Annotated in this window: 25 protein-coding genes; 15 read left to right on the forward strand and 10 right to left on the reverse strand. The window is 70.0% G+C overall.

Annotated features, from left to right (window positions below; translation table 11 throughout):
• Nucleotides 1-9 precede the first annotated feature (9 nt).
• The gene (locus tag ABD366_RS01190) at nt 10-915 is read right to left on the reverse strand and encodes a MurR/RpiR family transcriptional regulator (RefSeq protein ID WP_324766248.1); all 906 of its coding nucleotides are present in this window, start codon (nt 913-915) and stop codon (nt 10-12) included.
• Nucleotides 916-984: 69 nt separating this feature from the next.
• On the opposite strand from ABD366_RS01190, the gene ABD366_RS01195 reads away from it, so the two are divergent.
• The 4 genes from ABD366_RS01195 (at nt 985) to ABD366_RS01210 (ending at nt 5,181) form a co-directional block, all read left to right on the forward strand.
• Entirely contained in the window at nt 985-1,986 is a 1,002-nt protein-coding gene (locus ABD366_RS01195; RefSeq protein ID WP_344440882.1) for an N-acetylglucosamine kinase, read from the forward strand.
• Nucleotides 1,987-2,062: 76 nt separating this feature from the next.
• Nucleotides 2,063-2,827 (forward strand): SIS domain-containing protein, encoded by a 765-nt coding sequence (locus ABD366_RS01200; protein WP_324775532.1) that lies wholly within the window; start codon nt 2,063-2,065, stop codon nt 2,825-2,827.
• A 131-nt stretch (nt 2,828-2,958) separates the two neighbouring features.
• A complete protein-coding gene (gene pgi, locus ABD366_RS01205) occupies nt 2,959-4,632 on the forward strand; it encodes a glucose-6-phosphate isomerase (protein WP_324775530.1) in 1,674 nt (557 codons plus the stop codon).
• A 66-nt stretch (nt 4,633-4,698) separates the two neighbouring features.
• Complete coding sequence (locus ABD366_RS01210) at nt 4,699-5,181, forward strand: DUF2087 domain-containing protein (protein ID WP_324775528.1); 483 nt, start codon at nt 4,699-4,701, stop codon at nt 5,179-5,181.
• 52 nt (nt 5,182-5,233) lie between these two features.
• Here ABD366_RS01210 and pgl read toward each other — a convergent pair whose 3' ends face one another.
• From pgl to tkt, 5 genes are read right to left on the reverse strand one after another with little or no spacing between them, the layout of a single operon-like run.
• Nucleotides 5,234-6,013, reverse strand: a complete 780-nt coding sequence (gene pgl / locus ABD366_RS01215; protein ID WP_324775526.1) for a 6-phosphogluconolactonase — start codon at nt 6,011-6,013, stop codon at nt 5,234-5,236.
• Nucleotides 6,010-7,152: a glucose-6-phosphate dehydrogenase assembly protein OpcA gene (opcA, locus tag ABD366_RS01220; protein WP_324775524.1), complete on the reverse strand. Its 1,143-nt coding sequence runs from the start codon at nt 7,150-7,152 to the stop codon at nt 6,010-6,012. The genes pgl and opcA overlap by 4 nt, the downstream gene beginning before the upstream one ends.
• Entirely contained in the window at nt 7,149-8,678 is a 1,530-nt protein-coding gene (gene zwf, locus ABD366_RS01225; protein WP_324775522.1) for a glucose-6-phosphate dehydrogenase, read from the reverse strand. The genes opcA and zwf overlap by 4 nt, the downstream gene beginning before the upstream one ends.
• 4 nt (nt 8,679-8,682) lie before the next feature.
• Nucleotides 8,683-9,801 (reverse strand): transaldolase, encoded by a 1,119-nt coding sequence (gene tal, locus ABD366_RS01230; RefSeq protein WP_324775520.1) that lies wholly within the window; start codon nt 9,799-9,801, stop codon nt 8,683-8,685.
• Nucleotides 9,802-9,835: 34 nt separating this feature from the next.
• Complete coding sequence (gene tkt, locus ABD366_RS01235; RefSeq protein WP_324775518.1) at nt 9,836-11,923, reverse strand: transketolase; 2,088 nt, start codon at nt 11,921-11,923, stop codon at nt 9,836-9,838.
• A gap of 461 nt (nt 11,924-12,384) precedes the next feature.
• Here tkt and ABD366_RS01240 point away from each other — a divergent pair, with 461 nt between their 5' ends.
• The 3 genes from ABD366_RS01240 to ABD366_RS01250 all read left to right on the forward strand — a co-directional run bounded on the left by ABD366_RS01240 (nt 12,385) and on the right by ABD366_RS01250 (nt 14,919).
• Nucleotides 12,385-13,242, forward strand: coding sequence for a heme o synthase (locus tag ABD366_RS01240; RefSeq protein ID WP_324775538.1), 858 nt, complete (start codon nt 12,385-12,387; stop codon nt 13,240-13,242).
• A gap of 103 nt (nt 13,243-13,345) precedes the next feature.
• Nucleotides 13,346-13,681: a hypothetical protein gene (locus ABD366_RS01245; protein ID WP_324775516.1), complete on the forward strand. Its 336-nt coding sequence runs from the start codon at nt 13,346-13,348 to the stop codon at nt 13,679-13,681.
• Nucleotides 13,682-13,794: 113 nt separating this feature from the next.
• Nucleotides 13,795-14,919: an amidohydrolase family protein gene (locus tag ABD366_RS01250; RefSeq protein ID WP_324775514.1), complete on the forward strand. Its 1,125-nt coding sequence runs from the start codon at nt 13,795-13,797 to the stop codon at nt 14,917-14,919.
• A 33-nt stretch (nt 14,920-14,952) separates the two neighbouring features.
• On the opposite strand, the gene ABD366_RS01255 is transcribed toward ABD366_RS01250, so the two are convergent.
• The 4 genes from ABD366_RS01255 to ABD366_RS01270 all read right to left on the reverse strand — a co-directional run bounded on the left by ABD366_RS01255 (nt 14,953) and on the right by ABD366_RS01270 (nt 18,681).
• The gene (locus tag ABD366_RS01255) at nt 14,953-15,957 is read right to left on the reverse strand and encodes a COX15/CtaA family protein (protein ID WP_324775512.1); all 1,005 of its coding nucleotides are present in this window, start codon (nt 15,955-15,957) and stop codon (nt 14,953-14,955) included.
• Nucleotides 15,958-16,049: 92 nt separating this feature from the next.
• Nucleotides 16,050-16,817 carry an ABC transporter permease gene (locus ABD366_RS01260; protein ID WP_324775510.1) on the reverse strand — a complete coding sequence of 256 codons (768 nt, stop codon included), beginning with the start codon at nt 16,815-16,817 and terminating at the stop codon, nt 16,050-16,052.
• Between the two features lie 86 nt (nt 16,818-16,903).
• Entirely contained in the window at nt 16,904-17,827 is a 924-nt protein-coding gene (locus tag ABD366_RS01265; protein ID WP_324775508.1) for an ABC transporter ATP-binding protein, read from the reverse strand.
• A gap of 11 nt (nt 17,828-17,838) precedes the next feature.
• A complete protein-coding gene (locus ABD366_RS01270; RefSeq protein ID WP_324775506.1) occupies nt 17,839-18,681 on the reverse strand; it encodes an AAC(3) family N-acetyltransferase in 843 nt (280 codons plus the stop codon).
• 195 nt (nt 18,682-18,876) lie between these two features.
• Between ABD366_RS01270 and ABD366_RS01275 the strand changes: the two genes are divergently transcribed.
• From ABD366_RS01275 to ABD366_RS01310, 8 genes are all read left to right on the forward strand, one after another.
• Nucleotides 18,877-19,662, forward strand: a complete 786-nt coding sequence (locus tag ABD366_RS01275) for a helix-turn-helix transcriptional regulator (protein WP_324775504.1) — start codon at nt 18,877-18,879, stop codon at nt 19,660-19,662.
• The gene (gene sufB, locus ABD366_RS01280) at nt 19,659-21,083 is read left to right on the forward strand and encodes a Fe-S cluster assembly protein SufB (RefSeq protein ID WP_324775501.1); all 1,425 of its coding nucleotides are present in this window, start codon (nt 19,659-19,661) and stop codon (nt 21,081-21,083) included. The genes ABD366_RS01275 and sufB overlap by 4 nt, the downstream gene beginning before the upstream one ends.
• A 61-nt stretch (nt 21,084-21,144) precedes the next feature.
• Nucleotides 21,145-22,326: a Fe-S cluster assembly protein SufD gene (sufD, locus tag ABD366_RS01285; protein ID WP_324775499.1), complete on the forward strand. Its 1,182-nt coding sequence runs from the start codon at nt 21,145-21,147 to the stop codon at nt 22,324-22,326.
• Entirely contained in the window at nt 22,326-22,658 is a 333-nt protein-coding gene (locus tag ABD366_RS01290) for a non-heme iron oxygenase ferredoxin subunit (protein ID WP_324775497.1), read from the forward strand. The genes sufD and ABD366_RS01290 overlap by 1 nt, the downstream gene beginning before the upstream one ends.
• A 7-nt stretch (nt 22,659-22,665) precedes the next feature.
• Complete coding sequence (gene sufC, locus ABD366_RS01295) at nt 22,666-23,430, forward strand: Fe-S cluster assembly ATPase SufC (RefSeq protein WP_324775495.1); 765 nt, start codon at nt 22,666-22,668, stop codon at nt 23,428-23,430.
• A complete protein-coding gene (locus ABD366_RS01300) occupies nt 23,427-24,695 on the forward strand; it encodes a cysteine desulfurase (protein ID WP_324775492.1) in 1,269 nt (422 codons plus the stop codon). Before sufC ends, ABD366_RS01300 begins: the two co-directional genes overlap by 4 nt.
• Nucleotides 24,696-24,713: 18 nt before the next feature.
• Nucleotides 24,714-25,172, forward strand: coding sequence for a Fe-S cluster assembly sulfur transfer protein SufU (gene sufU / locus ABD366_RS01305; RefSeq protein ID WP_324775490.1), 459 nt, complete (start codon nt 24,714-24,716; stop codon nt 25,170-25,172).
• Nucleotides 25,169-25,507: a metal-sulfur cluster assembly factor gene (locus tag ABD366_RS01310; protein ID WP_324775488.1), complete on the forward strand. Its 339-nt coding sequence runs from the start codon at nt 25,169-25,171 to the stop codon at nt 25,505-25,507. The genes sufU and ABD366_RS01310 overlap by 4 nt, the downstream gene beginning before the upstream one ends.
• The last annotated feature ends 79 nt before the right edge of the window (nt 25,508-25,586 follow it).

The following is a 25,586-nucleotide window of genomic DNA, read 5'->3' on the forward strand; positions in this document are numbered from 1 at the left end:
CGCCGTCCTTCACGTGCGGCGGCGCGGTCGTGCGGCGTGCTCCTCGGAGATGTGTGCCGTGAGCGCGATCGACGCGGTCGCCCGGTCGTAGGTCAGCTGCGCCACGCGCGCGTAGAGGCAGTCGAGGATCAGCAGCGCCGAGTGACGGGCGCCGAAACTGCCGCGCCGGAAGCTCGTCTCCGCCGCCGTCCAGGTCAGATGGACCGCTGCCGCCTGGGCGACGGGCGAGCGCGGGTCGCCGGTGACCGCGACGGTCGTGGCGCCGCGCTCGGCGGCGAGCCGCAGCGGGCCGAGCACCTCGCGGGTGCGCCCCGAGTGGGAGAGTGCCACGGCCGCGTCCGCGGGGGTCAGCAGGGCCGCCGAGGTCTCCGCGGCGTGCACCTCCGTCCAGCCGCGCGCAGGCATCCCGATGCCGAACAGACGGGCCTCCGTCTCACGCGCCAGAATGCCCGAACCGCCCACCCCGTAGACGTCGATGCGCCGTGCCCTGGCGAGTGCCTGTGCGGCCGCCTCCAGGGCGCCGCGGTCGAGTTGGTCGCGGGTGCTGCGCAGTGCCTGGAGGTCCGCGTGGGCGACGACGGAGATCAGGTGCTCCAGGTCGTCGTCCGGGCCGATGTCCGGACCCAGCGGCCGGTCCTGGCCGCCGGTATCGCCCTCGTGGTCCTTCTCGCCCTGCTCCTTGGCGAGTTCGAGCAGCAGCCGCTGGTACGTCTCCAGACCGAGGGCCTGGCAGAACCGGGTGACGGTGGCCTGCGAGGTACCGGTGCGGCGCCCCAGATCGGCCGCCGAGGTCTCCGCGACCGCGGCGGGGTCGGCCAGCACATACGCACCGACCTTGCGCAACGAGCCGCTGAGTGTGGGCAGTTCGGAGCGGATCCGGGCTGTGATCATGAGGGTCTCTCGGTCGCGGTCCATCGGCCGGCGCGTCGCGTCCGCCGGTGCCGGGGTGTTGTCCGGTAATGAATCTATCAATCATCATGCGGTGTGCTCAACGAATCGATGGATCGCTACGCCGCTCCGCTCGCCGTCGGGATCGACGCCGGAGGCACCCGGGTGCGGGCGCGCTGCGTCGACGCGGACGGCCGGCTCGTGGGTGCCGGGCACGGCGGCCCCGGCAACGCGCTGAGCGTCGAACGGGCCGCCCTCGTGCGGCACTTGGAGCAGGCCCTGGCGGCGGCCGTGCCCAAGGCGTTGCGCGGCGCCGTGGCCGGTGTCGTCGGCGGGTTCGCCGGCGCGGGGGAGGATGGCGGCTCGGTCCGCGGGCACAGCGTCGCCGAGGACTGCCTGGCCGAGGCGCTGGCCCGCCTCGGCGTCGACGGCGCGGCGCTGCGCGTGTACGGCGACGTGGAGGTGGCCTGCGCCTCCGGGCCCGGCGCCCCGGCCGACGGGCTCGTGCTCATCGCGGGCACCGGCGCGGCCGCGGCGCGGGTGGCCGGGCGCCGCACGGTGCGGGTGGTGGACGGGGACGGCTGGCTGCTCGGCGACACGGGCAGCGGCTTCTGGCTCGGGCAGCAGGCGTTGCGCGGCGCGCTGCGGGCGGTGGACGGCCGGGCGGAGTGGGGCCCGCTGGTGACGCTGGTGCTCGACCGGGTGGTACCGGGGCGCGCCGACCCCGCGCTCGACTGGGCGGGCCGGCACCGCCTCAAACAGGCGATAGCGGGCTGGGCGTACGCACAACGCCCCGTCGTCCTGGCCGAGTTGAGTCCGCTCGTGGTGCGCGCGGCGGAACGCGGGGACGCGCGGGCCCGGTCCCTGCTCGACGAGGCGGCAGAGCAACTCGCGGCCACCGTGCGGGCCTTGGAACCCGTCCCCGGTGAATCGCTGATCGTCACGGGCGGGCTCCTGGGCCCCGGCGGCCCTCTGGGCGAGCGGCTGCGCGCGGCCGTGGAGCCGCTGGGGCTGCGGTGTTCGGCCGTGCCGGACGGTGTCGGGGGCGCGGTGGCGCTGGCCCGGCAGCTGAGTATGGGATCGGCGGGGCCGTCTTGACGGCGTCACGCGCCTGGTTCACTCTTTCATCGTGCAGGACTTGGACTGAATCATTGAACCGAAAGTGGGCGGGGTCATGGCGGAACAGCGGCTCGGGGCGGACGAGTTGGCGGACCAGGTGCGCGAGCACGTCGAGCGCACCGTTGCCACGAACAAGGAGGGCGTCGCCACGGCGGCCCGCCTCATCGCGGACTGCGTCGCCGCCGACGGCGTCGTGCACGCCTTCGGCACCGGCCACTCGCAGGCGACCGCTCTGGAGGTCTCGGGACGCGCCGGCGGCCTCATCCCCACCACCCGCGTCGCCCTGCACGACCTCGTCCTGCGCGGCGGCGAGGACCGCTCGGTACTCGACGACCCGCTCCTGGAGCGGCGCCCCGGGCTCGCCGCCCGCCTCTACGAACTGAGCACCCCGCGCCCGCAGGACCTGTTCGTGATCATCTCCAACTCCGGCGTCAACAACTCCATCGTCGACATGGCCCTTCTCGTCAAGGAGAAGGGCCACGCGCTGGTCGCCCTCACCTCGCTGGAGCACACCCGCTCGGTCCCCGCCCTGCACGCGAGCGGCAGCCGCCTCGCCGACCACGCCGACGCCGTCCTCGACAACTGCGCGCCCACCGGGGACGCGATCCTGCCGCTGCCCGACGGGGGCAAGCTCTGCGGCGTCTCCACCATCACCTCCGCGCTGCTCGTCCAGATGGTCGTGGCCGAGGCCGTGGCCCTGCTGCTCGCCGAGGGCCACGAGCCGCCCGTGTACGTCTCCGCCAACCTGCCCGGCGGCTTCGAGCGCAACGGCCGCCTGGAGGACCACTACGCGGGACGCCTGCACCGCGGCGGACACTGAGAGCCCCCCTCGGCCCCGGCCGGCTGCGCGCGCTCGGGACAGACCGCTCATACCGGCCGCTGATCGATTAGGTTGGTCGGACCAGCGGGGCAAGGCACGTACGCACGTACGAGAGGCAGCTGAAGTCCGAGATGAACGCGTTCGAAGCAGGCGGAGAGGGCCGCGCGCGGCTCACCCAGACGGCCGAGTGGCAGGCGCTGGCCAAGCACCGGGAGCAGCTGGACGGCGTGCAGCTGCGCGAGCTGTTCGCCGCGGATCCGGCACGCGGCTCCCGCCTGGTCGTCGAGGTCGGCGATCTGCACCTCGACTACTCCAAGCACCTGGTCACCGAAGAGACGCTCCGGCTGCTGCGCGAACTGGCCGCCGCGACCGACGTCTTCGGCCTGCGGGACGCCATGTTCCGCGGCGAGAAGATCAACACGACCGAGGACCGGGCCGTGCTGCACACCGCGTTGCGTGCCCCGCGCGACGCGGTGATCGAGGTCGACGGCGAGAACGTGGTGCCGGGTGTGCACGCCGTGCTCGACAAGATGGCCGCGTTCGCCGACAAGGTCCGCTCCGGCGAGTGGACAGGACACACCGGCAAACGCATCAAAAACATCGTCAACATCGGCATCGGCGGCTCCGACCTCGGTCCCGCGATGGCCTACGAGGTGCTGCGCTCCTTCACCGACCGCGACCTCACCGTCCGCTTCGTCTCGAACGTCGACGGCGCCGACCTGCACGAGGCCGTACGGGACCTGGACGCGGCCGAGACGCTTTTCATCGTCGCCTCGAAGACCTTCACCACCATCGAGACGATCACCAACGCGACGTCCGCGCGCAACTGGCTGCTGACCGAGCTGCGGGCCGGTCAGGACGCCGTCGCCAAGCACTTCGTGGCGCTGTCGACGAACACCGGGAAGGTGTCGGACTTCGGCATCGACACGGCCAACATGTTCGAGTTCTGGGACTGGGTCGGCGGACGTTATTCGTATGACTCCGCCATCGGGCTGTCCCTGATGATCGCGATCGGGCCGGCCGCCTTCCGCGAGATGCTCGACGGCTTCCACCTCGTCGACGAACACTTCCGCACCGCGCCCGCCGAGCTGAACGTGCCGCTCCTGATGGGCCTGCTGGGCATCTGGTACGGAAACTTCCACGACGCCCAGTCGCACGCCGTGCTGCCCTACAGTCACTACCTGTCGAAATTCACCGCCTACTTGCAGCAGCTCGACATGGAGTCGAACGGCAAGTCCGTGCAGCGCAACGGTGAGGAGGTCGACTGGCAGACCGGCCCGGTGGTGTGGGGCACCCCCGGCACCAACGGCCAGCACGCCTACTACCAGCTCATCCACCAGGGCACGAAGCTGATCCCCGCGGACTTCATCGGCTTCGCCGAGCCGGTCGCCGACCTGCTGCCCGGGCTCGTCGCCCAGCACGATCTGCTGATGGCCAACTTCTTCGCGCAGACCCAGGCGCTGGCGTTCGGCAAGACAACGGACGAGGTGCGCGCGGAAGGGGTGCCCGAGGAACTGGTGCCGCACAAGACGTTCAAGGGCAACCACCCCACGACGACGATCCTCGCCAAGTCCCTGACACCGTCCGTGCTCGGCCAGTTGGTCGCCCTCTACGAGCACAAGGTGTTCGTCCAGGGAGCCGTGTGGAACATCGACTCCTTCGACCAGTGGGGCGTCGAGCTCGGCAAGGTCCTCGCCAAGCGCGTCGAACCCGCCCTGACGGAGGGTGCGGACGTGCCGGGGCTCGACGAGTCGACCAGGGCACTCGTCGGCAAGTACCGCGAACTGCGAGGCCGTTCGAGTTAATCGGATGCGGGGATGCCGCCCGGCGGGTGAGACTGCCCGTTCGTGACCCAGCCGGGAGGCACCCCTGTGGATCAGCTCATGTCGGCCCTCGCCGACCCCGAACGACTCAGGCTGTACGCGCGCATAGTGCTCGACGAGCTGCCACCGAACGAGGCCGACTCCCCGGCCGCACGCAAGCACCTGGGCAGGCTGATCTCCGCCGGACTCGTCGAGCGGCTCGACGACGGGTCGCTGCGCGCCGGGCCCGAGGTGTTCCGCCGGGCCCGCACCCCCGAGCCCACCACGGGCGTTCCGCGCCATCTCACCGGCTTCTTCGCCCGTGGCCGGCTGACCGCGATCCCGGTCCGCGCCGCGGTCCGCCACGAACTGCTGCTCCACCTCACGGACACCCTCTTCGACACCGACCGCACATACAGCGAGCACGAGATCAACGAGGCGCTGTACTCGGTCCACGACGACACCGCCGCCCTGCGCCGCTACTGCGTCAGCGACGGCTTGCTCGTACGCGAGAAGGACGGATCCGACTACCGGGTCCCGCAGCACGCGTAAGGCCCCGCATCCTTAAAGGAAGCGGGGCCTTACACAGGTCAGGACCTGGTGGCTAGGGAACAGCCGGCGGGTACAGCTCCGGCGGGAGCTGCGACGCCGCGGCCGTGTCCAGCAGCCACAGGGTGCGGGAGCGACCGTAGGCGCCCGCCGCCGGGGCCTGGATCTCACCCGCCCCGGACAGGGCGATCGCGGCCGCGTTCGCCTTGTCCTCGCCCGCCGCCAGCAGCCACACTTCGCGCGCGGCCCGGATCGCCGGAAGCGTGAGGGTGATCCGGGTCGGCGGGGGCTTCGGGGCGCCGCGCACCCCGACCACCGTGCGCTCGGTCTCGCGGACCGCCGGCAGCTCGGGGAAGAGCGACGCGACGTGGGTGTCCGGGCCGACGCCGAGCATCAGGACGTCGAAGGTCGGCACGGGGCCGTGGTCCTCGGGGCCCGCCGCGGTGGCGAGTTCGGCCGCGTAGACCTCGGCCGCGGCGTCCGGCTCGTAGGGGCCGTCCGACGCGGGCATGGGGTGCACGCGCGCGGGGTTGAGCGGCACCGAGTCGAGCAGCGCCTCCCTGGCCTGGGTGTAGTTGCGCTCGGGGTCGCCGTCCGGCAGGAACCGCTCGTCGCCCCACCACAGGTCGAGGCGGCTCCAGTCGATCGCGTCCCGGGCGGGCGCCGCCGCGAGCGCGGCCAGCAGGCCGTTCCCGTTGCGGCCGCCCGTCAGGACGACGGAGGCGTAGCCGCGGGCGGCCTGGGCGTCGACGATCTTGGTGATCAGCCGGGCCGCGGCGGCCTGCGCCATCAGCTCCTTGTCGCGGTGGACGACGAGTTGCGGTGCCACGCTCATTTTGCCGCCGCCTTCTTGGCCGGAGCCTTTTTCGCCGGAGCCTTCTTGGCAGCCGCTGTCTTGGCAGCCGGCTTGTCCGCGGCCGCCTTCGCGGATGACGTATCGGAAGACGACTCCGAAGACCCTCCGGAAGCCGTCTCCGAAGACGTCTCGGATGGCGACTTCGAAGACCCCTCGGCCGGCGTCTCGGAGAGCGCCCGCGTCTGCTCGACGGGCTCACCCAGCCGCTCCACGCCGAACCGCAGCGAAGCCGCATACGTGTCGTCCGGGTCCAGGCGCCGCAGTTCCTCCGCGATCAGCTCGGACGTCTCGCGGCGCTTGAGCGCGACCGAGCGGTCCGGCTGGCCCTCGATGGAGAGCGTGGCCAGGACGCCGTCGGCCCGGTCGAGGACGATCGGGCCGCAGGTGGACTCCATGCGGACGCCCGTGAGGCCGGGCCCGGACGAGAGCAGGCGCCGTACGGGCACGTCGAGCCGGTCCGCGAGCCACATCGCGAGCAGCTCGCAGCTCGGGTTGAACTCCTCGCCCTCGACCTCGACGGACGTGACGTCGCACGTCACCTGGTCCAGGGCGGCGGCCAGCATGGAGCGCCACGGCGTGATCCGGGTCCAGGACAGGTCCGTGTCGCCCGGCGCGTAGGACGCCGCGCGGGCCTCCAGTTCGTGGATCGGCTGCTCGGCCGCGTACGTGTCCGTGACGCGGCGCTGGCCCAGGGCGCCCAGCGGGTCCTGCGCGGGGTCGAGCGGCGCGTCCACGGGCCACCAGACGACCGTCGGGGCGTCGGGGAGCAGCAGCGGCAGGACGACCGACTGGGCGTGGTTGACGACGTCGCCGTAGAGGCGCAGCACGATCGTCTCGCCGGTGCCGGCCTCGACGCCGACCCGCACCTCCGCGTCGAGCCGCGACTTCGTGCGGTCGCGCGGGGAACGGGAGACGCGCTTGATGACGACCAGCGTGCGCGAGGGGTGCTCGCGCGACGCCTCGTTGGCCGCTCTCAGGGCGTCGTAGGCGTTCTCCTCGTCGGTGACGATGACGAGGGTCAGGACCATGCCGACGGCGGGGGTGCCGACGGCCCGGCGGCCCTTGACCAGCGCTTTGTTGATCTTGCTGGAGGTGGTGTCCGTAAGGTCGATCTTCATGGGCGCCGCCAGCTCCGTCCGTCTCGTGCGAGCATTTCGTCCGCTTCCGCGGGCCCCCACGTGCCGGACGGGTACTGGGCGGGCTTGCCGTGCGTGTCCCAGTAGTTCTCGATCGGGTCGAGGATGTTCCAGGACAGCTCGACCTCCTCCGTGCGCGGGAAGAGGTTGGAGTCGCCCAGCAGGACGTCCAGGATGAGCCGCTCGTAGGCCTCCGGGCTGGACTCGGTGAAGGACTCGCCGTAGGCGAAGTCCATCGACACGTCCCGGATCTCCATCGACGTGCCCGGCACCTTCGAGCCGAAGCGGACCGTGATGCCCTCGTCCGGCTGGACGCGGATCACGATCGCGTTCTGGCCCAGCTCCTCCGTCGCCGTGTGGTCGAAGGGGGAGTGCGGGGCGCGCTGGAAGACGACGGCGATCTCGGTGACGCGGCGCCCGAGGCGCTTGCCGGTGCGCAGGTAGAAGGGCACGCCCGCCCAGCGGCGGTTGTCGACCTCCAGCTTGACGGCCGCGTACGTGTCGGTCTTCGACTTCGGGTCGATGCCGTCTTCCTGGAGGTAGCCGACGGCCTTCTCGCCACCCTGCCACCCGGCCGCGTACTGGCCGCGCACCGTGGACTTGCCCAGGTCCTTCGGCAGCCGGATGGCGCCGAGCACCTTGGCCTTCTCGGCGACGAGCGCGTCCGCGTCGAAGGAGGCGGGCTCCTCCATCGCGGTCAGCGCCATCAGCTGGAGCAGGTGGTTCTGGATGACGTCACGGGCGGCGCCGATACCGTCGTAGTAGCCGGCCCGGCCGCCGATGCCGATGTCCTCGGCCATCGTGATCTGCACGTGGTCGACGTACGACCGGTTCCAGATCGGTTCGAACATCTGGTTGGCGAAGCGCAGCGCCAGGATGTTCTGGACGGTCTCCTTGCCGAGGTAGTGGTCGATCCGGAACACCTGGTCCGGGTCGAACACCTCGTGCACGATCGCGTTCAGGTCCTTGGCCGAGGCGAGGTCGTGGCCGAACGGCTTCTCGATGACGGCGCGCCGCCACGAGCCCTCGGGCGCGTCCGCCAGGCCGTGCTCCTTCAGCTGCTGCACGACCAGGGGGAAGAACTTGGGGGGTACGGAGAGGTAGAACGCGAAGTTGCCGCCCGTGCCCTGCGACTTGTCGAGGTCCTGGATCGTCGACTTCAGGGTCTCGAAGGCCTCGTCGTCGTCGAAGTTGCCCTGGACGAAGCGCATGCCCTGGATGAGCTGCTGCCAGACCTCTTCCCGGAAGGGGGTGCGGGAGTGCTGCTTGACCGCGTCGTGAACGACCTGGGCGAAGTCCTCGTCCTCCCAGTCACGGCGGGCGAACCCGATCAGCGAGAAACCCGGAGGAAGCAGACCCCGGTTGGCAAGGTCGTACACAGCAGGCATCAGCTTTTTACGTGACAAATCGCCCGTGACACCGAAGATCACCAGACCCGACGGCCCCGCGATACGCGGGAGCCGTCGGTCTGCGGTGTCACGGAGCGGGTTGGCTCCGTGTGCGGTCAAGGTTTCAGCCCTCCGAGGGGGCGAGGCGCTTGAGCTCGGCCTCGGTCGACTTGAGCAGGTCGGTCCAGGACGCCTCGAACTTCTCGACGCCCTCGTCCTCGAGCAGCTGTACGACCTCGTCGTACGAGATGCCGAGCTTCTCCACCGCGGCGATCTCCGACCGGGCCTGGTCGTAGGTGCCCTTGATGGTGTTGCCGGTGATCTGCCCGTGGTCCGCGGTGGCTTCCAGGGTCGCCTCAGGCATGGTGTTCACCGTGTTCGGCGCGACGAGCTCGTCGACGTACAGGGTGTCCTTGTAGGCCGGGTCCTTGACGCCGGTCGAGGCCCACAGCGGACGCTGCTTGTTGGCCTGCGCCTTGTCGAGCGCGGCCCAGCGGTCGGAGGAGAAGACCTCCTCGTACGCCTCGTAGGCGAGGCGGGCGTTGGCGAGCGCGGCCTTGCCCTTGAGGGACTTGGCCTCGTCCGTGCCGATGCCGTCGAGGCGCTTGTCGATCTCGGTGTCCACGCGGGACACGAAGAAGGACGCCACGGAGTAGATCTCGGACAGGTCGAGGCCGCGCTCCTTGGCCTTCTCCAGGCCGGCGAGGTAGGCGTCCATGACCTTGCGGTAGCGCTCGAGCGAGAAGATCAGCGTGACGTTGACGCTGATGCCGAGGCCGATGACCTCGGTGATCGCCGGGATGCCCGCCTCGGTGGCCGGGATCTTGATGAGCGCGTTCGGCCGGTCCACCAGCCACGCCAGCTGCTTGGCCTCGGCGACCGTGGCGTGCGTGTCGTGGGCGAGCCGCGGGTCGACCTCGATCGACACGCGGCCGTCCTGGCCGCCGGTCGTGTCGAAGACCGGACGCAGGATGTCGGCGGCGTCACGGACGTCCGCCGTCGTGATCATGCGGATGGCTTCTTCGACGGTGACCCGGCGAGCGGCGAGGTCGGAGAGCTGCTGGTCGTAGCCGTCACCCTCCGAGATCGCCTTCTGGAAGATCGACGGGTTGGTCGTGACGCCCACGACGTGCTGCTGGTCGATCAGCTCGGCGAGGTTGCCGGACGTGATCCGCTTGCGCGACAGGTCGTCCAGCCAGATCGCGACGCCCTCCTCGGAGAGGCGCTTCAGTGCGTCTGTCATGGAAATTGCATCTCCTACGTGTCGTGTACGAGCGTCAGCGCTGGGCCGCGGCGAGGGATTCCCGGGCCTTGGCCGCCACGTTCTCGGCAGTGAAACCGAACTCCTTGAAGAGCACCTTGCCGTCGGCCGAAGCACCGTAGTGCTCCAGCGAAACGATGCGGCCGGCGTCGCCGACGTACTTGTGCCACGTCAGACCGATGCCGGCCTCGACGGCGACCCGGGCCCTGACCGCGGACGGCAGGACGCTCTCCCGGTACCCCTGGTCCTGCTCCTCGAACCACTCGACCGACGGCATCGACACGACACGCGTGGCGACACCCTCCGTCTCCAGGGTCTCGCGCGCCTCGACGGCGAGCTGCACCTCGGAACCGGTGGCGATGAGAATGAGGTCCGGCGTGGCCTTCGACGCCTCGACCAGAACGTAGCCACCCTTGACGGTGTCCTCGTTCGCGTCGTACGTCGGTACGCCCTGACGGGTCAGGACCAGACCGTGCGGGGCGCTCTTGCCGTAGTCCTTCTTGCCGCGCTTGAGGATCTCGCGCCAGGCGATCGCCGTCTCGTTCGCGTCGGCCGGGCGGACCACGTTCAGGCCCGGGATGGCGCGCAGCGACGCGATGTGCTCGACCGGCTGGTGCGTCGGGCCGTCCTCACCGAGGCCGATGGAGTCGTGCGTCCACACGTACGTGACCGGCAGGTGCATCAGGGCCGACAGGCGCACGGAGTTGCGCATGTAGTCGGAGAACGTCAGGAACGTGCCGCCATAGATACGGGTGTGGCCGTGCAGCGCGATGCCGTTCATCTCCGCGGCCATGGAGTGCTCGCGGATGCCGAAGTGGATCGTGCGGCCGTACGGGTCGGCCTCCGGCAGCGTGTTCCCTTCCGGAAGGAAGGACGACGTCTTGTCGATCGTCGTGTTGTTCGAGCCCGCGAGGTCGGCCGAGCCGCCCCACAGCTCCGGGATGACCGGGCCGAGGGCCTGGAGGACCTTGCCGGACGCGGCGCGCGTGGCCACACCCTTGCCCGTCTCGAACGCCGGGAGCTTCTCCTCCCAGCCGGCCGGCAGCTCGCCCGCGTTGATGCGGTCGAACTCGGCGGCGCGCTCCGGGTTGGCCGAACGCCACTCCTGGAACGACTTCTCCCACTCGGCCTTGGCCTGGGCGCCGCGGCCGAGGGCCTTGCGGGTGTGGCCGATGACCTCGTCGGAGACCTCGAAAGTCTTCTCGGGGTCGAAGCCGAGCACGCGCTTGGTGGCGGCCACCTCGTCGTCGCCGAGCGCCGAGCCGTGCGCGGCCTCGGTGTTCTGCGCGTTCGGGGCGGGCCAGGCGATGATCGAGCGCATCGCGATGAAGGACGGCTTGTCCGTGACCTTCTTCGCCGCCTCGATGGCGTTGTAGATCGCCTCGTGGTCGAGGTCGCCGTCCGGCTTCGCGGCGACGCGCTGGACGTGCCAGCCGTACGCCTCGTAGCGCTTGCAGGTGTCCTCGGAGACCGCGGTCTCGGTGTCGCCCTCGATCGAGATGTGGTTGTCGTCCCACAGCAGGACCAGGTTGCCGAGCTTCTGGTGGCCCGCGAGCGAGGACGCCTCGGAGGAGATGCCCTCCTGGAGGCAGCCGTCACCGGCGATCGCGTAGATGAAGTGGTCGAACGGGGAGGTGCCCGCGGCGGCCTCCGGGTCGAACAGACCGCGCTCGTAGCGAGCGGCCATCGCCATGCCCACCGCGTTGGCGACACCCTGGCCCAGCGGGCCCGTGGTCGTCTCGACGCCCGTGGTGTGGCCGTACTCCGGGTGGCCGGGGGTCTTGGAACCCCAGGTACGGAACGACTTCAGATCGTCCAGCTCCAGGCCGAAACCGGCCAGGTAGAGCTGGATGTAGAGGGTCAGGGACGAGTGGCCCGCGGACAGGACGAACCGGTCGCGGCCGACCCAGTCGGCGTCCGCCGGGTCGTGCCGCATCACCTTCTGGAAGAGGGTGTACGCGGCCGGGGCCAGGCTCATCGCCGTACCGGGATGGCCGTTGCCGACCTTCTGTACGGCGTCGGCGGCCAGGACGCGCGCGGTGTCTACGGCCCGCTGGTCCACATCGGTCCACTCGAGGTCAGTGGTGGTCGGCTTGGTGCTCACCCTGAGTCAGGGCTCCTTTCCACATGGCTAGTACCGGTGACGTCGGTCTCACCGGCCGTTGTCGAGCCTACCCTTGCTGCAACAAGCATTCTTTCGAGTCATTCCAGACTGCCGGGAGTCTGCTCGATCCGCCTCCTGACAAGGATCGACGCGGTTCCTCACCTGAATACGGGGCCGCTCATCCGGGGGCTCATCCGCAGGCGTAAAAGCTCATCTGGAGGAGCCGCCCAACACGACCCCACCCCCGCGAAGGGCGAGGTATAGGCAACGTCTACAGTGGCGTGGTAAGCGCGAGCCTTTACCGGGACTTCACATCCAAGTGGACTGCTTGGGGCTCGCTGGAGTCTTCCTCAGGGGTGTGCGTGACGGCCGTCGAATCCCGTCCACCGGGAGCGCTCGGGACGAGCAGCACGAGCAGCAGCCGGGGCCAGCGGCCGTTCGGGGCCCGTGTCAAGGCGTTCGTGGCGCTGACCAAGCCGCGGATCATCGAGCTTCTGCTCATCACCACGGTGCCGGTGATGTTCCTCGCCGAGCAAGGTGTACCGGACCTGAAGCTGGTGCTGATCACCTGCCTCGGCGGTTACCTCTCCGCGGGCGGCGCCAACGCGCTGAACATGTGGTACGACCGCGACATCGACGCCCTCATGGACCGGACGTCGCAGCGGCCCCTGGTCACCGGCATGGTGAGCCCGGCCGAATGCCTGGTCTTCGGCATCTCCCTCGCGGTGATCTCCACGCTGCTCTTCGGCTTCGCGGTCAACTGGCTGTCGGCCTGGCTGTCGCTGGGCGCGCTCCTCTTCTATGTGGTCGTCTACACGATGATCCTGAAGCGGCGTACGTCGCAGAACATCGTGTGGGGCGGTATCGCGGGCTGCCTGCCCGTCCTCATCGGCTGGTCGTCGGTGACCGACTCCATGTCGTGGGCGCCGGTCATCCTCTTCCTGGTGATGTTCTTCTGGACGCCGCCGCACTACTGGCCGCTGTCCATGAAGGTGAAGGACGACTACGCGCGCGTCGGCGTGCCGATGCTCCCGGTCATCGCCTCCAACAAGGTGGTGGCCCGGCAGATCGTCCTCTACAGCTGGATGATGGTCGCGGTCTCGCTGCTGCTGACGCCGCTGGGCTACACGGGCTGGTTCTACACGGTGGTCGCGCTCCTGGCGGGCGGCTTCTGGCTGTGGGAGGCGCACGGGCTGCAGAACCGCGCCAAGGCCGAGGTCACGGGCGGCAAGCTCAAGGAGATGCGGCTCTTCCACTGGTCGATCACCTACGTCTCGCTGCTCTTCGTCGCGGTGGCGGTCGACCCCTTCCTGCGCTGAGCGCGTTTTCCCGAACGAACGCTTCCCGATGGGTGGGGTGCGTGGCCCAGGCCACGCACCCCACCCATCGCCAGTTTCGCTACTCGTCGGTAGCATCCTGTCCATGGCAGAGACTCAAGCGGTGGAGACGCCCCGTCGGGCGGCGAAGGACGAGCGCCGGGCGGCCCGGCTGGCCAAGGACATCGGAGCGTTCGCCAAGGCGCACGGTGGCGCCGAAGGGCAGCTGGCGTACCTCGGGGAGCGCGGCACCCGCATCGTCCTCGTCGGCGAGGACGGCGGCTGGGGCGACCTGGTGGCCACCACGTACGAGGTCGCGCAGAAGGCGGTCGAGAAGGCCGGCATCACGGTCCACGAGGACTTCGACGGCGAATTCGCCGCGAAGGTGGAGACCGGCCCCTACGAGTGGAAGCGGATGGCCGGCATCCAGCTCGGCGGCTGACGCCGGGCCCGTGGGGTGCATGGGCGCAGGTGTACGACTCGCGGTTGAGCAACACCAGGCGCCCGTTCACCCGTTAGGACTGTACGCGCACGGTCCGTCAACGGGAGCCCCGGATGATCGAAACGCCGTCCCTGGTGGATCAGTACTGCCACGGGGTGCTGCGTACGGAACTGGGCCTCGGCACGTTCGAAACCCACCTCGGCCGGGGCGAGGGCCCGCCCGCGTCCGGCACCACCTTCTTCGACACCCAGACCGGGTTCGCGATACGCCGCTGGTGCCCGCCCCTGCTCGGCCTGGAGCCCCACTGCGCGCCCGCCCGCTATCTGGCCAGGCGCCGCGAGCTCGGGGTCATGGAAGCGGGCCGCCGGCTCCTGCGCGGCAGCGGCATCACCACGTTCCTCGTGGACACGGGGCTGCCCGGCGATCTGACCGGGCCCGCCGAGCTGGCCCGCGCGGCAGCGGCGGACGCGCACGAGATCGTCCGCCTCGAACTGCTGGCCGAGCAGGTCGCGGACACCTCGGGGACCGTGGAGTCCTTCCTCGCGAACCTCGCCGAATCCGTGCACGCCGCGGCCGCCGACGCCGTCGCCTTCACCTCGGTCGCGGGCGTACGCCATGGACTCGCCCTCGCACCGCAGCCGCCGGGGCCCGGCGAAGTGCGGGGCGCGGCGGGCCGCTGGCTCGCGGGGCGCATCGTGGGCGGGCCGCTGACGGATCCGGTCCTGCTGCGCCATCTGCTGTGGATCGCGGTGGCTTCGGGCCGCCCGCTGCAACTGCACGCCGGGCTCGGCGAGCCGGGGCTGCGGATCGACCGCACGGACCCGGTACTGCTGACGGACTTCGCGCGGGCCACGGCCGGTCTGGGCACCGACCTGATCCTGCTGCACGGCTACCCGTACCGCCGCCACGCCGCTCATCTGGCCGGGATCTTCCCGCACGTCTACGCCGACCTGGGCCCGGCGCTCGCCCGGACCGGGGCCCGGGCCGCCGCGGTCCTCGCGGAGATCCTCGAACTGGCCCCGTTCGGCAAGCTGCTGTTCTCCAGCGGGGCCCACGGCCTCCCGGAACTGCACGTGGTGGGCGCCCGACTGTTCCGCGACGCGCTGGCCCGGGTGCTCGGCGGCTGGGTCTCCGAGGGCGCCTGGTCCCTCGGCGACGCGCAGCGGGTCGCGACGATGATCGCGGCGGGGACGGCGGCACGGGTCTACGGCCTAGAGGCCGGGGGCGCGGGCGGCTGACCGGCTCCGTGGCCGGGGGCGCGTGACCCCGCGTCAGACGGTCGAGAGCTCCGGGTCCGTCTGCGCCGGGATGTCCGCCGCCGAGTGCGGGCGTTCCCGCAGGGACAGGGCGACGCGCACCACGCCGATCCAGACCAGCGCCGAACCGAGCATGTGCAGACCGACCAGGACCTCGGGCAGGTCCGTGAAGTACTGGACGTAGCCGATGACGCCCTGGGCGAGCAGGATCAGGAACAGGTCGCGGGTGCGGTGCAGCGGGCCCTTGGGGGCGTCGACGGCCTTCAGGACGAACCAGAGGGCGAAGGTCAGCGTCACCACGATCCAGGCCAGGACCGCGTGGCCCTTGGCGACCATCTCCCAGTCGAGCGGCATCCGGTGGACGTCGCTGGAGTCACCGGCATGCGGGCCCGCGCCGGTCACCACCGTGCCGACGGCGATGAGGAGGGCCGACGCCACGACCAGGAACCAGACGAGCTGCTTGATGGAGGTGCCGACCAGCGGACGCGGCTCCGTGTCGCCCTCGCGGGTGCGCTGCCACATCAGCACGGCGACCGTGAGGAGAGCGGTGGTGAGGATGAAGTGGGCCGCGACCGTGTACGGGTTGAGGCCGACCAGGACGACGATGCCGCCGAGCACCGCGTTGCCCATGACGATCCAGAACTGGACCCAGCCGAGCCGGGTCAGCGAGCGCCGCCACGGCTTCTGCGAGCGGGCGGCGATGATCGCCCAGCCGACCGCGGCGCACAGCACGTAGGTGAGCATGCGGTTGCCGAACTCGATGACTCCGTGGAAGCCCATCTCGCTCGTCGTCGTCAGCGACTGGTCGGTGCACTTGGGCCAGGTCGGGCAGCCGAGGCCCGACCCGGTCAGGCGCACCGCGCCGCCGGTCACGACGATGACCACCGTCATGAGGACGGCGGAGAGGGCCGCCCTCCGGACGGTCCGCTGCGTGGGGGTCCAGCGCTCGGCGATGAAGCGAAGCGGGTTGCGGAGCGCCTGGACGGCGTCGGTGCGGGTCACGTTTGGCACGGGCCCCATCGTAGGGGGCCGCTTGTGCACGCCTTCACGAGGGGGACGTAAGTGGGCCATCTGTGACGCGCGTTACGACTCCGGCGCTCACACCCCGGCGTTCATTCCCAGCGGAAGAACCGGCCCGCCGCGCCGAGGCCGAGGACCGCCCAGACGGCGAGGACGCCCAGGTCGCCCCAGGGCATCGAGGCACCGTGCTGGAGGACGTCGCGCAGGCCGTCGGAGAGCGCCGAGATGGGAAGCAGGCCGAGAACCGACTGGGCGGCGTCGGGGAACTTGTCGAGCGGAACGATGACGCCGCCGCCGACGAGCAGGAGCAGGAAGACCAGGTTGGCCGCGGCGAGCGTGGCCTCCGCCTTGAGCGTGCCGGCCATGAGCAGGCCGAGGCCGGAGAAGGCGGCGGTGCCGAGGACCAGAAGGAGGAGCACGGCGAAGGGGTTGCCGTGCGGGGACCAGCCCAGGGCGAACGCGATGACCGTGAGGAGGACGACCTGAAGGACCTCGGTGACCAGGACCGAGAGGGTCTTGGCCGCCATCAGGGCCCAGCGGGGGAGCGGGGAGGCGCCGAGCCGCTTGAGGACGCCGTAGCGGCGCTCGAAGCCCGTCGCGATGGCCTGCCCGGTGAAGGCCGTCGACATCACCGCGAGCGCGAGGATGCCCGGCGTCAGGAAGTCGACCGCCTTGCCGGAGCCGGTGTCCACGATGTCGACCGCGGAGAACAGGACCAGCAGGAGGGTGGGGATGACGACGGTGAGGAGAAGCTGTTCGCCGTTGCGGAGCAGCATCTTGGTCTCGAGCGCGGCCTGCGCGGCGATCATGCGGCCCAGCGGTGCCCCGCCGGGGCTCGGGGCATACGTACCGGCGCTCATCCGCGCAGCTCCTTGCCGGTCAGTTCGAGGCTGTGCCTTCCCGGGGGCAACCCCCGGACCCCCGGCCGGTGAGGTCGGATCGGTGCTCATCCGCGCAGCTCCTTGCCGGTCAGTTCGAGGAAGACGTCTTCGAGGGTGTGGCGCTCCACGGAGATCTTGTCCGGCATCACGCCGTGCTGGGCGCACCAGGAGGTGACCGTCGCGAGGAGCTGGGGATCGATCTTGCCGGCGACGCGGTAGGAGCCCGGGGTCAGTTCGGCGGCCGCGGAGTCGGCGGGCAGGGCCTTGAGGAGCGAGGCCACGTCCAGGCCGGGGCGGCCGGTGAAGCGCAGCGTGTTCTCGGCGCCGCCGCGGCAGAGCTCCTCCGGGGAGCCCTGCGCGATGACCTTGCCGGCGTCGACGATGGCCACGGCGTCGGCGAGCTGCTCGGCCTCGTCCATGTAGTGCGTGGTGAGGATGACGGAGACGCCGTCGGAGCGCAGGTCCCCGACCAGTTCCCAGGTGGCGCGGCGGGCCTGCGGGTCGAGGCCCGCGGTCGGCTCGTCGAGGAAGACGAGTTCGGGCCGGCCGACCACCGCCATCGCCAGGGCGAGGCGCTGCTGCTGGCCGCCGGACAGGCGCCGGTACGTCGTACGGCCGCAGGAGCCGAGCCCGAGGCGCTCGATGAGGGCGTCCACGTCGAGCGGGTGGGCGTGCAGCTTCGCGATGTGGCGGAGCATCTCGTCGGCGCGGGCGCCCGAGTAGACGCCGCCGGACTGCAGCATCACGCCGATGCGCGGGCGCAGCCGGGCGGCCTGTTTGACCGGGTCGAGGCCGAGGACGCGGACGGTGCCCGAGTCCGGCCTGCGATAGCCCTCGCAGGTCTCGATGGTGGTGGTCTTGCCCGCACCGTTCGGGCCGAGGACGGCCGTGATGCCGGGGCCGGTCTCCAGGTCGAGGCCGTCGACCGCGGTCTTGTTTCCGTACCGCTTCACCAGACTCGTGATCCGGACGACGGGATCGCTTCGCATGGTGGGCAAGTCTAGGGACGGGCCACGGCTCCCGGGTGGCCGGGTCGACCGGCACCGGAGCGGCCCTGGAGGCACGGGCGGTGCACGGGCAGCCAGCTCTGTGCGTACGCCACCGCGTCCGCGAGGGGGAACAGGCGGCTCTGCGCGGCGCCGACCCGGCCGGGGACGACGGGGGCGTCCCGTTCGAAGGCCGCGCCGAGCTCGTCGAAGCGGTCCGCGCTGATCGCCACCTCGGTGACGTGCTCCCAGCCGGCCGGGCCGGGACGTCCGGCGTCCTCGAAGGCGTGCGGGACGCGGTACTCGGCCAGGTGGAAGCCGGTGCAGGCCCCGTAGGCCGTGCCGAGCATGAGCACGCGCGCGCCGCGTTCCTCCAGACGGCCCAGTGGGCTGCGGTCGCCGAGACGGCAGTCGGCGGCATGGCCCTCGACGATCTCCGCGGCGCGCGGGCCGAGCGCGGCGAACGAGGTCAGAGGGTGCGCGCTGCGCAGGGCGCCGGGCCAGGTCCGTACGGTCTCCGGGATCACGCCGATGGAGCGGGTGGGCGTGGTCCGCGGGTCGTAGGCGGGCATGGTGGCCCGGACCGTCTCCCACCACTGCTCCGGGACCGGCGGGTCGATCCAGTGCGCCGGGTCGGAGAGGTCCCCGGACTCCGCGGGCACCACCAGCGTGCCGTCCTCGCCGAGCACGTCGAGGAGGGCCTGGACGACGGCGACCCGGCCGCCGTTGACCCAGCCGAGGCTGCTGAGGGAGGAGTGCGCGAGGAGGGTCTCGCCGCTCCTGACGCCGAGCGCGCGGAGGTCGCACGCGAGGGAGGCGCGGGTGACGAGAGGGCCGGTGGGCAGGGGTGCGGGCATGGTCGGCAGTGTCCCGGCGGGACCGGTCGGATGCCACGCAATTTCGGGGCGGGGCCGTCGGCGGCTGATCGATCAAAGATCGTTTCCGCAGGTCACGCCGCGTGTCTACTTAGGTTTACCTAAGTGATGTACCGCACCGGGGACTGATCGGGACTCCGCTTGTCAGGCTCTGAGGAATTACGCAACAATGGCGTTGTGAAAAACGTCGGCGAGGCTCAGGAGGCACCCATGGGGGCACCTCAGGAAGAGCTCGCGACTGGGATCCGCTCGGACCGTTCGACGCGGAACCGGGTCGCGCGGTCCATCCTGGACCACGGCCCGTCCACCGTCGCCGATCTCGCCGGACGCCTCGGCCTCACCCAGGCCGCCGTCCGCCGCCACCTCGACGCCCTCGTGGCCGACGACGTGGTGGTGGCGCGGGAACAGCGGGTCTACGGAGCGCGTACGCGCGGCCGCCCCGCCAAGGTGTTCGCGCTGACCGACTGCGGCCGTGACGCCTTCGACCAGTCCTACGACAAGCTCGCCGCGGACGCGATCCGCTGGATCCAGGAGCGGCCCGGCGGGGACGAGGCGGTCGTCGCCTTCGCCCGCGCCCGGATCGCCGCGCAGGCCGAGGCCTACCGCGCGGCGGTGGAGGGCGCACCGCCCGGCGGACGGACCGCAGCGCTGGCCAAGGCGCTGAGCGCGGACGGGTACGCTGCTACGGCGCGCAGCGCGCCCCTCCCGCAACAGGGCGAGCAGCTCTGCCAGCACCACTGCCCGGTCGCCCACGTCGCCGAGCAGTTCCCGCAGCTGTGCGAGGCCGAGACGGAGATGTTCTCGCAGCTCCTCGGCACGCACGTGCAGCGGCTGGCCACCATCGCTCACGGCGACGGCGTCTGCACGACGTTCATCCCGCAGAGCAATGTGAAGTACAGCAAGAACACCCCGAAGACCGATACCAACGCATCTGCACGCACCGCCGGGAGGAACCCCGCATGACTCTCCCCATCGAGGAGACTGCCCACCCCGAGCTCGAGGGCCTGGGCAAGTACGAATACGGCTGGGCAGACTCCGACGCGGCCGGTGCCTCTGCCAAGCGCGGCATCAACGAGGACGTCGTCAAGGACATCTCGTCCAAGAAGTCCGAGCCGGAGTGGATGACCAAGCTCCGTCTCAAGGGCCTCAAGCTCTTCGGCAAGAAGCCCATGCCGAACTGGGGCTCGGACCTGTCGGGGATCGACTTCGACAACATCAAGTACTTCGTGCGCTCCACGGAGAAGCAGGCGGAGTCCTGGGAGGACCTGCCCGAGGACATCAAGAACACGTACGACAAGCTCGGCATCCCCGAGGCGGAGAAGCAGCGCCTCGTCGCCGGTGTCGCGGCCCAGTACGAGTCCGAGGTCGTCTACCACCAGATCCGCGAGGACCTGGAGGAGCAGGGCGTCATCTTCCTCGACACCGACACCGCTCTGAAGGAGCACCCGGAGCTCTTCAAGGAGTACTTCGGGACCGTCATCCCGGCCGGCGACAACAAGTTCGCCGCGCTGAACACCGCCGTGTGGTCGGGTGGCTCCTTCATCTACGTGCCGAAGGGCGTGCACGTCGAGATCCCGCTCCAGGCCTACTTCCGTATCAACACGGAGAACATGGGCCAGTTCGAGCGGACGCTGATCATCGTCGACGAGGACGCCTACGTCCACTACGTCGAGGGCTGCACCGCGCCGATCTACAAGAGCGACTCGCTGCACTCCGCGGTCGTCGAGATCATCGTCAAGAAGGGCGCCCGCTGCCGTTACACGACCATCCAGAACTGGTCGAACAACGTCTACAACCTGGTCACCAAGCGCGCCGTGGCGTACGAGGGCGCGACCATGGAGTGGATCGACGGCAACATCGGCTCCAAGGTCACCATGAAGTACCCGGCCGTCTACCTGATGGGCGAGCACGCCAAGGGCGAGACGCTGTCCATCGCCTTCGCGGGCGAGGGCCAGCACCAGGACGCCGGCTCCAAGATGGTCCACATGGCGCCGAACACGTCGTCCAACATCGTCTCGAAGTCCGTGGCGCGCGGCGGTGGCCGCACCTCCTACCGCGGTCTCGTCGAGATCGGTGAGGGCGCCCCCGGTTCGAAGTCGAACGTGCTGTGCGACGCGCTGCTCGTCGACACGATCTCCCGCTCCGACACGTACCCGTACGTCGACGTCCGCGAGGACGACGTCTCGATGGGTCACGAGGCGACCGTCTCCAAGGTCTCCGAGGACCAGCTCTTCTACCTGATGAGCCGCGGTCTGAGCGAGTTCGAGGCCATGGCGATGATCGTGCGCGGCTTCGTCGAGCCGATCGCCAAGGAGCTGCCCATGGAGTACGCGCTCGAGCTCAACCGGCTGATCGAGCTGCAGATGGAGGGCTCGGTCGGCTGATCCCAGCCACCCGAACCATCCGTCAAGCCACTTACGTAAGAAAGCGAGCGCTACGACAGCCATGGCTGAGGCTCAGAACATCCCGGTCGGTTCCACGACCGCTGGAACCATCGCGGTGGCCGCCGAGTCGACCGTCGCCACGCGCATGAGCGCGCCCCCGTCCTACGACGTCGAGGCCTTCCCGGTCCCGCACGGCCGTGAGGAGGAGTGGCGGTTCACGCCGCTGGAGCGGCTGCGCGGGCTGCACGACGGCACCGCCGTCGCCACCGGCACCGGCGTCAAGGTCGACGTGGAGGCGCCGGCCGGCGTCGCCGTCACCACCGTGGGCCGGGACGACGCCCGCATCGGCAAGGCCGGCAAGCCCGTCGACCGCGTCGCCGCGCAGGCGTACTCGGCGTTCGAGCAGGCGTCCGTCGTCTCCGTGCCCAAGGAGACGGTGCTCTCCGAGCCGATCCGGATCCGCGTGCACGGCGAGGGCGGCATCGCCTACGGCCATCAGGTCATCGAGCTGGGCGCGTTCGCCGAGGCCGTCGTCATCCTCGACCACACGGGCGACGCGGTGCTCGCCGCCAACGTCGACTACCTGCTCGGTGACGGCGCGAAGCTGACCGTCGTCTCCGTCCAGGACTGGGACGACAAGGCCGTCCACGTCGCGCAGCACAACGCGCTGGTCGGCCGCGACGCCTCCTTCAAGTCCGTCGTCGTCACCTTCGGCGGTGACGTGGTCCGCCTGCACCCGCGCGTGCAGTACGCGGCCACCGGTGGCGAGGCCGAGCTGTTCGGCCTGTACTTCACCGACGCGGGCCAGCACCAGGAGCACCGCCTCCTGGTCGACCACAACATGCCGCACTGCAAGTCGAACGTCGTCTACAAGGGCGCGCTCCAGGGCGAGGACGCGCACGCCGTGTGGATCGGTGACGTCCTCATCGAGGCCGCCGCCGAGGGCACGGACACGTACGAGATGAACCGGAACCTGGTTCTGACCGACGGCGCCCGCGTCGACTCCGTGCCGAACCTGGAGATCGAGACCGGCGAGATCGTCGGCGCCGGTCACGCCTCCGCCACCGGCCGCTTCGACGACGAGCAGCTCTTCTACCTGATGGCCCGCGGCATCCCCGCGGACGAGGCGCGCCGCCTCGTCGTGCGCGGCTTCTTCGCCGAGCTGGTCCAGCAGATCGGTGTCCCGGACATCGAGGAGCGCCTGCTCGCGAAGATCGCGGCCGAGCTGGAGGCCGCTGTCTGATGGCTGTCGACCGTGCTCGATTCGTTCGGGCCTGTGGGCTGAGCGAGCTGGAGGACTCCACCCCCAAGCGGGTGGAGCTCGACGGCACGCCGGTCTCGGTCGTCCGCACCGAGGGCGAGGTGTTCGCGATCAACGACATCTGCAGCCACGCGAACGTGTCGCTCTCCGAAGGCGAGGTGGAGGACTGCCAGATCGAGTGCTGGCTGCACGGATCCGCCTTCGACCTGCGCACCGGCAAGCCGTCCGGTCTTCCCGCGACGCGTCCTGTCCCCGTATACCCCGTACACATCGAAGGGGACGACGTTCTCGTCTCCCTCACCCAGGAGTCCTGAGGCACCCATGGCAACGCTTGAAATCCGAGACCTGCACGTCACCGTCGAGGCCGACAACGCCACGAAGGAGATCCTCAAGGGCGTCGACCTCACCGTGAAGCAGGGCGAGACGCACGCCATCATGGGCCCGAACGGCTCCGGCAAGTCGACGCTCGCCTACTCCATCGCGGGTCACCCCAAGTACACGATCACGCAGGGCACCGTCACCCTCGACGGCGAGGACGTCCTGGAGATGTCCGTCGACGAGCGCGCCCGCGCCGGCATGTTCCTGGCCATGCAGTACCCGGTCGAGGTCCCCGGCGTCTCGGTCTCCAACTTCCTGCGCTCCTCCGCCACCGCGATCCGCGGCGAGGCCCCCAAGCTGCGCACCTGGGTGAAGGAGGTCAAGTCCGCGATGGAGACGCTCCAGATGGACCCCGCCTTCGCCGAGCGCAACGTGAACGAGGGCTTCTCCGGCGGTGAGAAGAAGCGCCACGAGATCCTCCAGATGGAGCTCCTCAAGCCGAAGATCGCGATCCTCGACGAGACCGACTCCGGCCTCGACGTCGACGCCCTGCGCCAGGTCTCGGACGGCGTCAACCGCGTCCGCGACACCGGTGAGGTCGGCACCCTGCTGATCACGCACTACACGCGCATCCTGCGCTACATCAAGCCGGACTACGTGCACGTCTTCTCGGCGGGCAAGATCGTCGAGTCCGGCGGTCCCGAGCTGGCCGACACTCTTGAGGCCGAGGGCTACGAGAAGTACACGAAGGGCGGCGTATCAGCGTGACAGTGGCCCACCAGGGGCTCACCGGCCTCCTCGACACCGAGGCGATCCGCAAGGACTTCCCGATCCTGGACCGGGTGCTCCACGACGGCAAGAAGCTCGTGTACCTGGACAACGCGGCGACGAGCCAGACGCCGCGCCAGGTCCTCGACGTGCTCAGCGAGTACTACGAGCAGCACAATGCCAACGTCCACCGCGGCGTCCACGTGCTGGCCGAGGAGGCCACGGCGCTGTACGAGGGCGCGCGCGACAAGGTCGCCGCGTTCATCAACGCGCCGAGCCGCGACGAGGTCATCTTCACGAAGAACGCCTCGGAGTCGCTCAACCTCGTCGCCAACATGCTGGGCTGGGCGGACGAGCCGTACAAGGTCGATCACGAGACCGAGATCGTCATCACGGAGATGGAGCACCACTCCAACATCGTGCCGTGGCAGCTGCTCTCGCAGCGCACCGGCGCGAAGCTGAAGTGGTTCGGCCTCACCGACGACGGCCGCCTCGACCTGTCCAACATCGACGAGGTCATCACCGAGAAGACGAAGATCGTCTCGTTCGTGCTCGTCTCGAACATCCTCGGTACCCACAACCCGGTCGAGGCCATCGTGCGCCGCGCCCAGGAGGTGGGCGCGCTCGTCCTCATCGACGCCTCGCAGGCCGCGCCGCACATGCCGCTGGACGTGCAGGCGCTCCAGGCGGACTTCGTGGCCTTCACCGGTCACAAGATGTGCGGCCCGACCGGCATCGGTGTGCTGTGGGGCCGGCAGGAGCTCCTCGAGGACCTGCCGCCGTTCCTGGGCGGCGGCGAGATGATCGAGACGGTCTCGATGCACTCGTCCACCTACGCTCCCGCGCCGCACAAGTTCGAGGCCGGTACACCGCCGATCTCGCAGGCCATCGGTCTGGGCGCGGCGATCGACTACCTCAGCGCGATCGGCATGGAGAACGTGCTGCGGCACGAGCAGGCGCTCACCGAGTACGCCGTGAAGCGGTTCCACGACGTCCCGGACCTCAAGATCATCGGTCCGACGACGGCCGAGGAGCGCGGCGCCGCGATCTCCTTCACGCTCGGTGACATCCACCCGCACGACGTGGGCCAGGTCCTCGACGAGCAGGGCATCGCGGTCCGGGTCGGACACCACTGCGCGCGGCCGGTCTGCCTGCGGTACGGAATTCCTGCGACCACGCGAGCGTCGTTCTATCTGTACTCCACGCCCGGCGAGATCGACGCTCTGGTCGACGGCCTGGAGCACGTACGGAACTTCTTCGGGTAGCGGGCAGGACGGTCACTGATGAAGCTGGATTCCATGTACCAGGAAGTCATCCTGGACCACTACAAGCACCCCCACGGGCGGGGCTTGCGGGACGGCGACGCCGAGGTGCATCACGTCAATCCGACGTGCGGCGACGAGATCACGCTGCGCGTGAAGTACGACGGCGAGACGATCGAGGATGTGAGCTACGAGGGCCAGGGCTGTTCCATCAGCCAGGCATCGGCCTCCGTGCTGAACGACCTGCTGGTCGGCAAGGAGCTGGCGGACGCGCGGAAGGTCCAGGAGACGTTTCTGGAGCTGATGCAGTCCAGGGGCCAGATCGAGCCGGACGACACGATGGAGGAGCTCCTGGAGGACGCCGTCGCGTTCGCCGGGGTCTCCAAGTACCCGGCCCGAGTGAAGTGCGCCCTCCTGAGCTGGATGGCGTGGAAGGACGCGACAGCACAAGCTTTCGCGGAGGAGGCGAAGACCGCATGAGTGACAGCACGGCAGTGGAGATGAAGCCGGCCTCCGAGGAGGAGGTCCGCGAGGCGCTGTACGACGTCGTCGACCCCGAGCTGGGCATCGACGTCGTGAACCTGGGCCTGATCTACGGCATCCACATCGACGACGCGAACATCGCGACGATCGACATGACGCTGACGTCGGCGGCCTGCCCGCTGACCGACGTCATCGAGGACCAGGCGAAGTCCGCCACCGACGGCATCGTCAACGAGCTGCGGATCAACTGGGTCTGGATGCCGCCGTGGGGCCCGGACAAGATCACGGACGAGGGCCGCGAGCAGCTGCGCGCGCTTGGCTTCAACGTCTGACCTCGCGGCGCCGGTGATCTAGGTCCTGCTAGGGGCGCGGGGAACTGCGCGCTCAGCCGACGAAAGGCCGCAGACGCGT

The organism is Streptomyces kunmingensis, assembly GCF_039533535.1.
GTDB classification, from domain to species: domain Bacteria; phylum Actinomycetota; class Actinomycetes; order Streptomycetales; family Streptomycetaceae; genus Streptomyces; species Streptomyces kunmingensis.

What these genes read in the sequence shown, in the direction of transcription:
- ABD366_RS01190 (WP_324766248.1), bottom strand. Translation starts at nt 915, where the DNA reads ATGGACCGCGACCGAGAGACCCTCATGATCACAGCCCGGATCCGCTCC.
- ABD366_RS01200 (WP_324775532.1), top strand. Translation starts at nt 2,063, where the DNA reads ATGGCGGAACAGCGGCTCGGGGCGGACGAGTTGGCGGACCAGGTGCGC.
- pgi (WP_324775530.1), top strand. Translation starts at nt 2,959, where the DNA reads ATGAACGCGTTCGAAGCAGGCGGAGAGGGCCGCGCGCGGCTCACCCAG.
- pgl (WP_324775526.1), bottom strand. Translation starts at nt 6,013, where the DNA reads ATGAGCGTGGCACCGCAACTCGTCGTCCACCGCGACAAGGAGCTGATG.
- opcA (WP_324775524.1), bottom strand. Translation starts at nt 7,152, where the DNA reads ATGAAGATCGACCTTACGGACACCACCTCCAGCAAGATCAACAAAGCG.
- tal (WP_324775520.1), bottom strand. Translation starts at nt 9,801, where the DNA reads ATGACAGACGCACTGAAGCGCCTCTCCGAGGAGGGCGTCGCGATCTGG.
- ABD366_RS01245 (WP_324775516.1), top strand. Translation starts at nt 13,346, where the DNA reads ATGGCAGAGACTCAAGCGGTGGAGACGCCCCGTCGGGCGGCGAAGGAC.
- ABD366_RS01250 (WP_324775514.1), top strand. Translation starts at nt 13,795, where the DNA reads ATGATCGAAACGCCGTCCCTGGTGGATCAGTACTGCCACGGGGTGCTG.
- ABD366_RS01255 (WP_324775512.1), bottom strand. Translation starts at nt 15,957, where the DNA reads ATGGGGCCCGTGCCAAACGTGACCCGCACCGACGCCGTCCAGGCGCTC.
- ABD366_RS01260 (WP_324775510.1), bottom strand. Translation starts at nt 16,817, where the DNA reads ATGAGCGCCGGTACGTATGCCCCGAGCCCCGGCGGGGCACCGCTGGGC.
- ABD366_RS01265 (WP_324775508.1), bottom strand. Translation starts at nt 17,827, where the DNA reads ATGCGAAGCGATCCCGTCGTCCGGATCACGAGTCTGGTGAAGCGGTAC.
- ABD366_RS01270 (WP_324775506.1), bottom strand. Translation starts at nt 18,681, where the DNA reads ATGCCCGCACCCCTGCCCACCGGCCCTCTCGTCACCCGCGCCTCCCTC.
- sufB (WP_324775501.1), top strand. Translation starts at nt 19,659, where the DNA reads ATGACTCTCCCCATCGAGGAGACTGCCCACCCCGAGCTCGAGGGCCTG.
- sufD (WP_324775499.1), top strand. Translation starts at nt 21,145, where the DNA reads ATGGCTGAGGCTCAGAACATCCCGGTCGGTTCCACGACCGCTGGAACC.
- ABD366_RS01290 (WP_324775497.1), top strand. Translation starts at nt 22,326, where the DNA reads ATGGCTGTCGACCGTGCTCGATTCGTTCGGGCCTGTGGGCTGAGCGAG.
- sufC (WP_324775495.1), top strand. Translation starts at nt 22,666, where the DNA reads ATGGCAACGCTTGAAATCCGAGACCTGCACGTCACCGTCGAGGCCGAC.
- sufU (WP_324775490.1), top strand. Translation starts at nt 24,714, where the DNA reads ATGAAGCTGGATTCCATGTACCAGGAAGTCATCCTGGACCACTACAAG.
- ABD366_RS01310 (WP_324775488.1), top strand. Translation starts at nt 25,169, where the DNA reads ATGAGTGACAGCACGGCAGTGGAGATGAAGCCGGCCTCCGAGGAGGAG.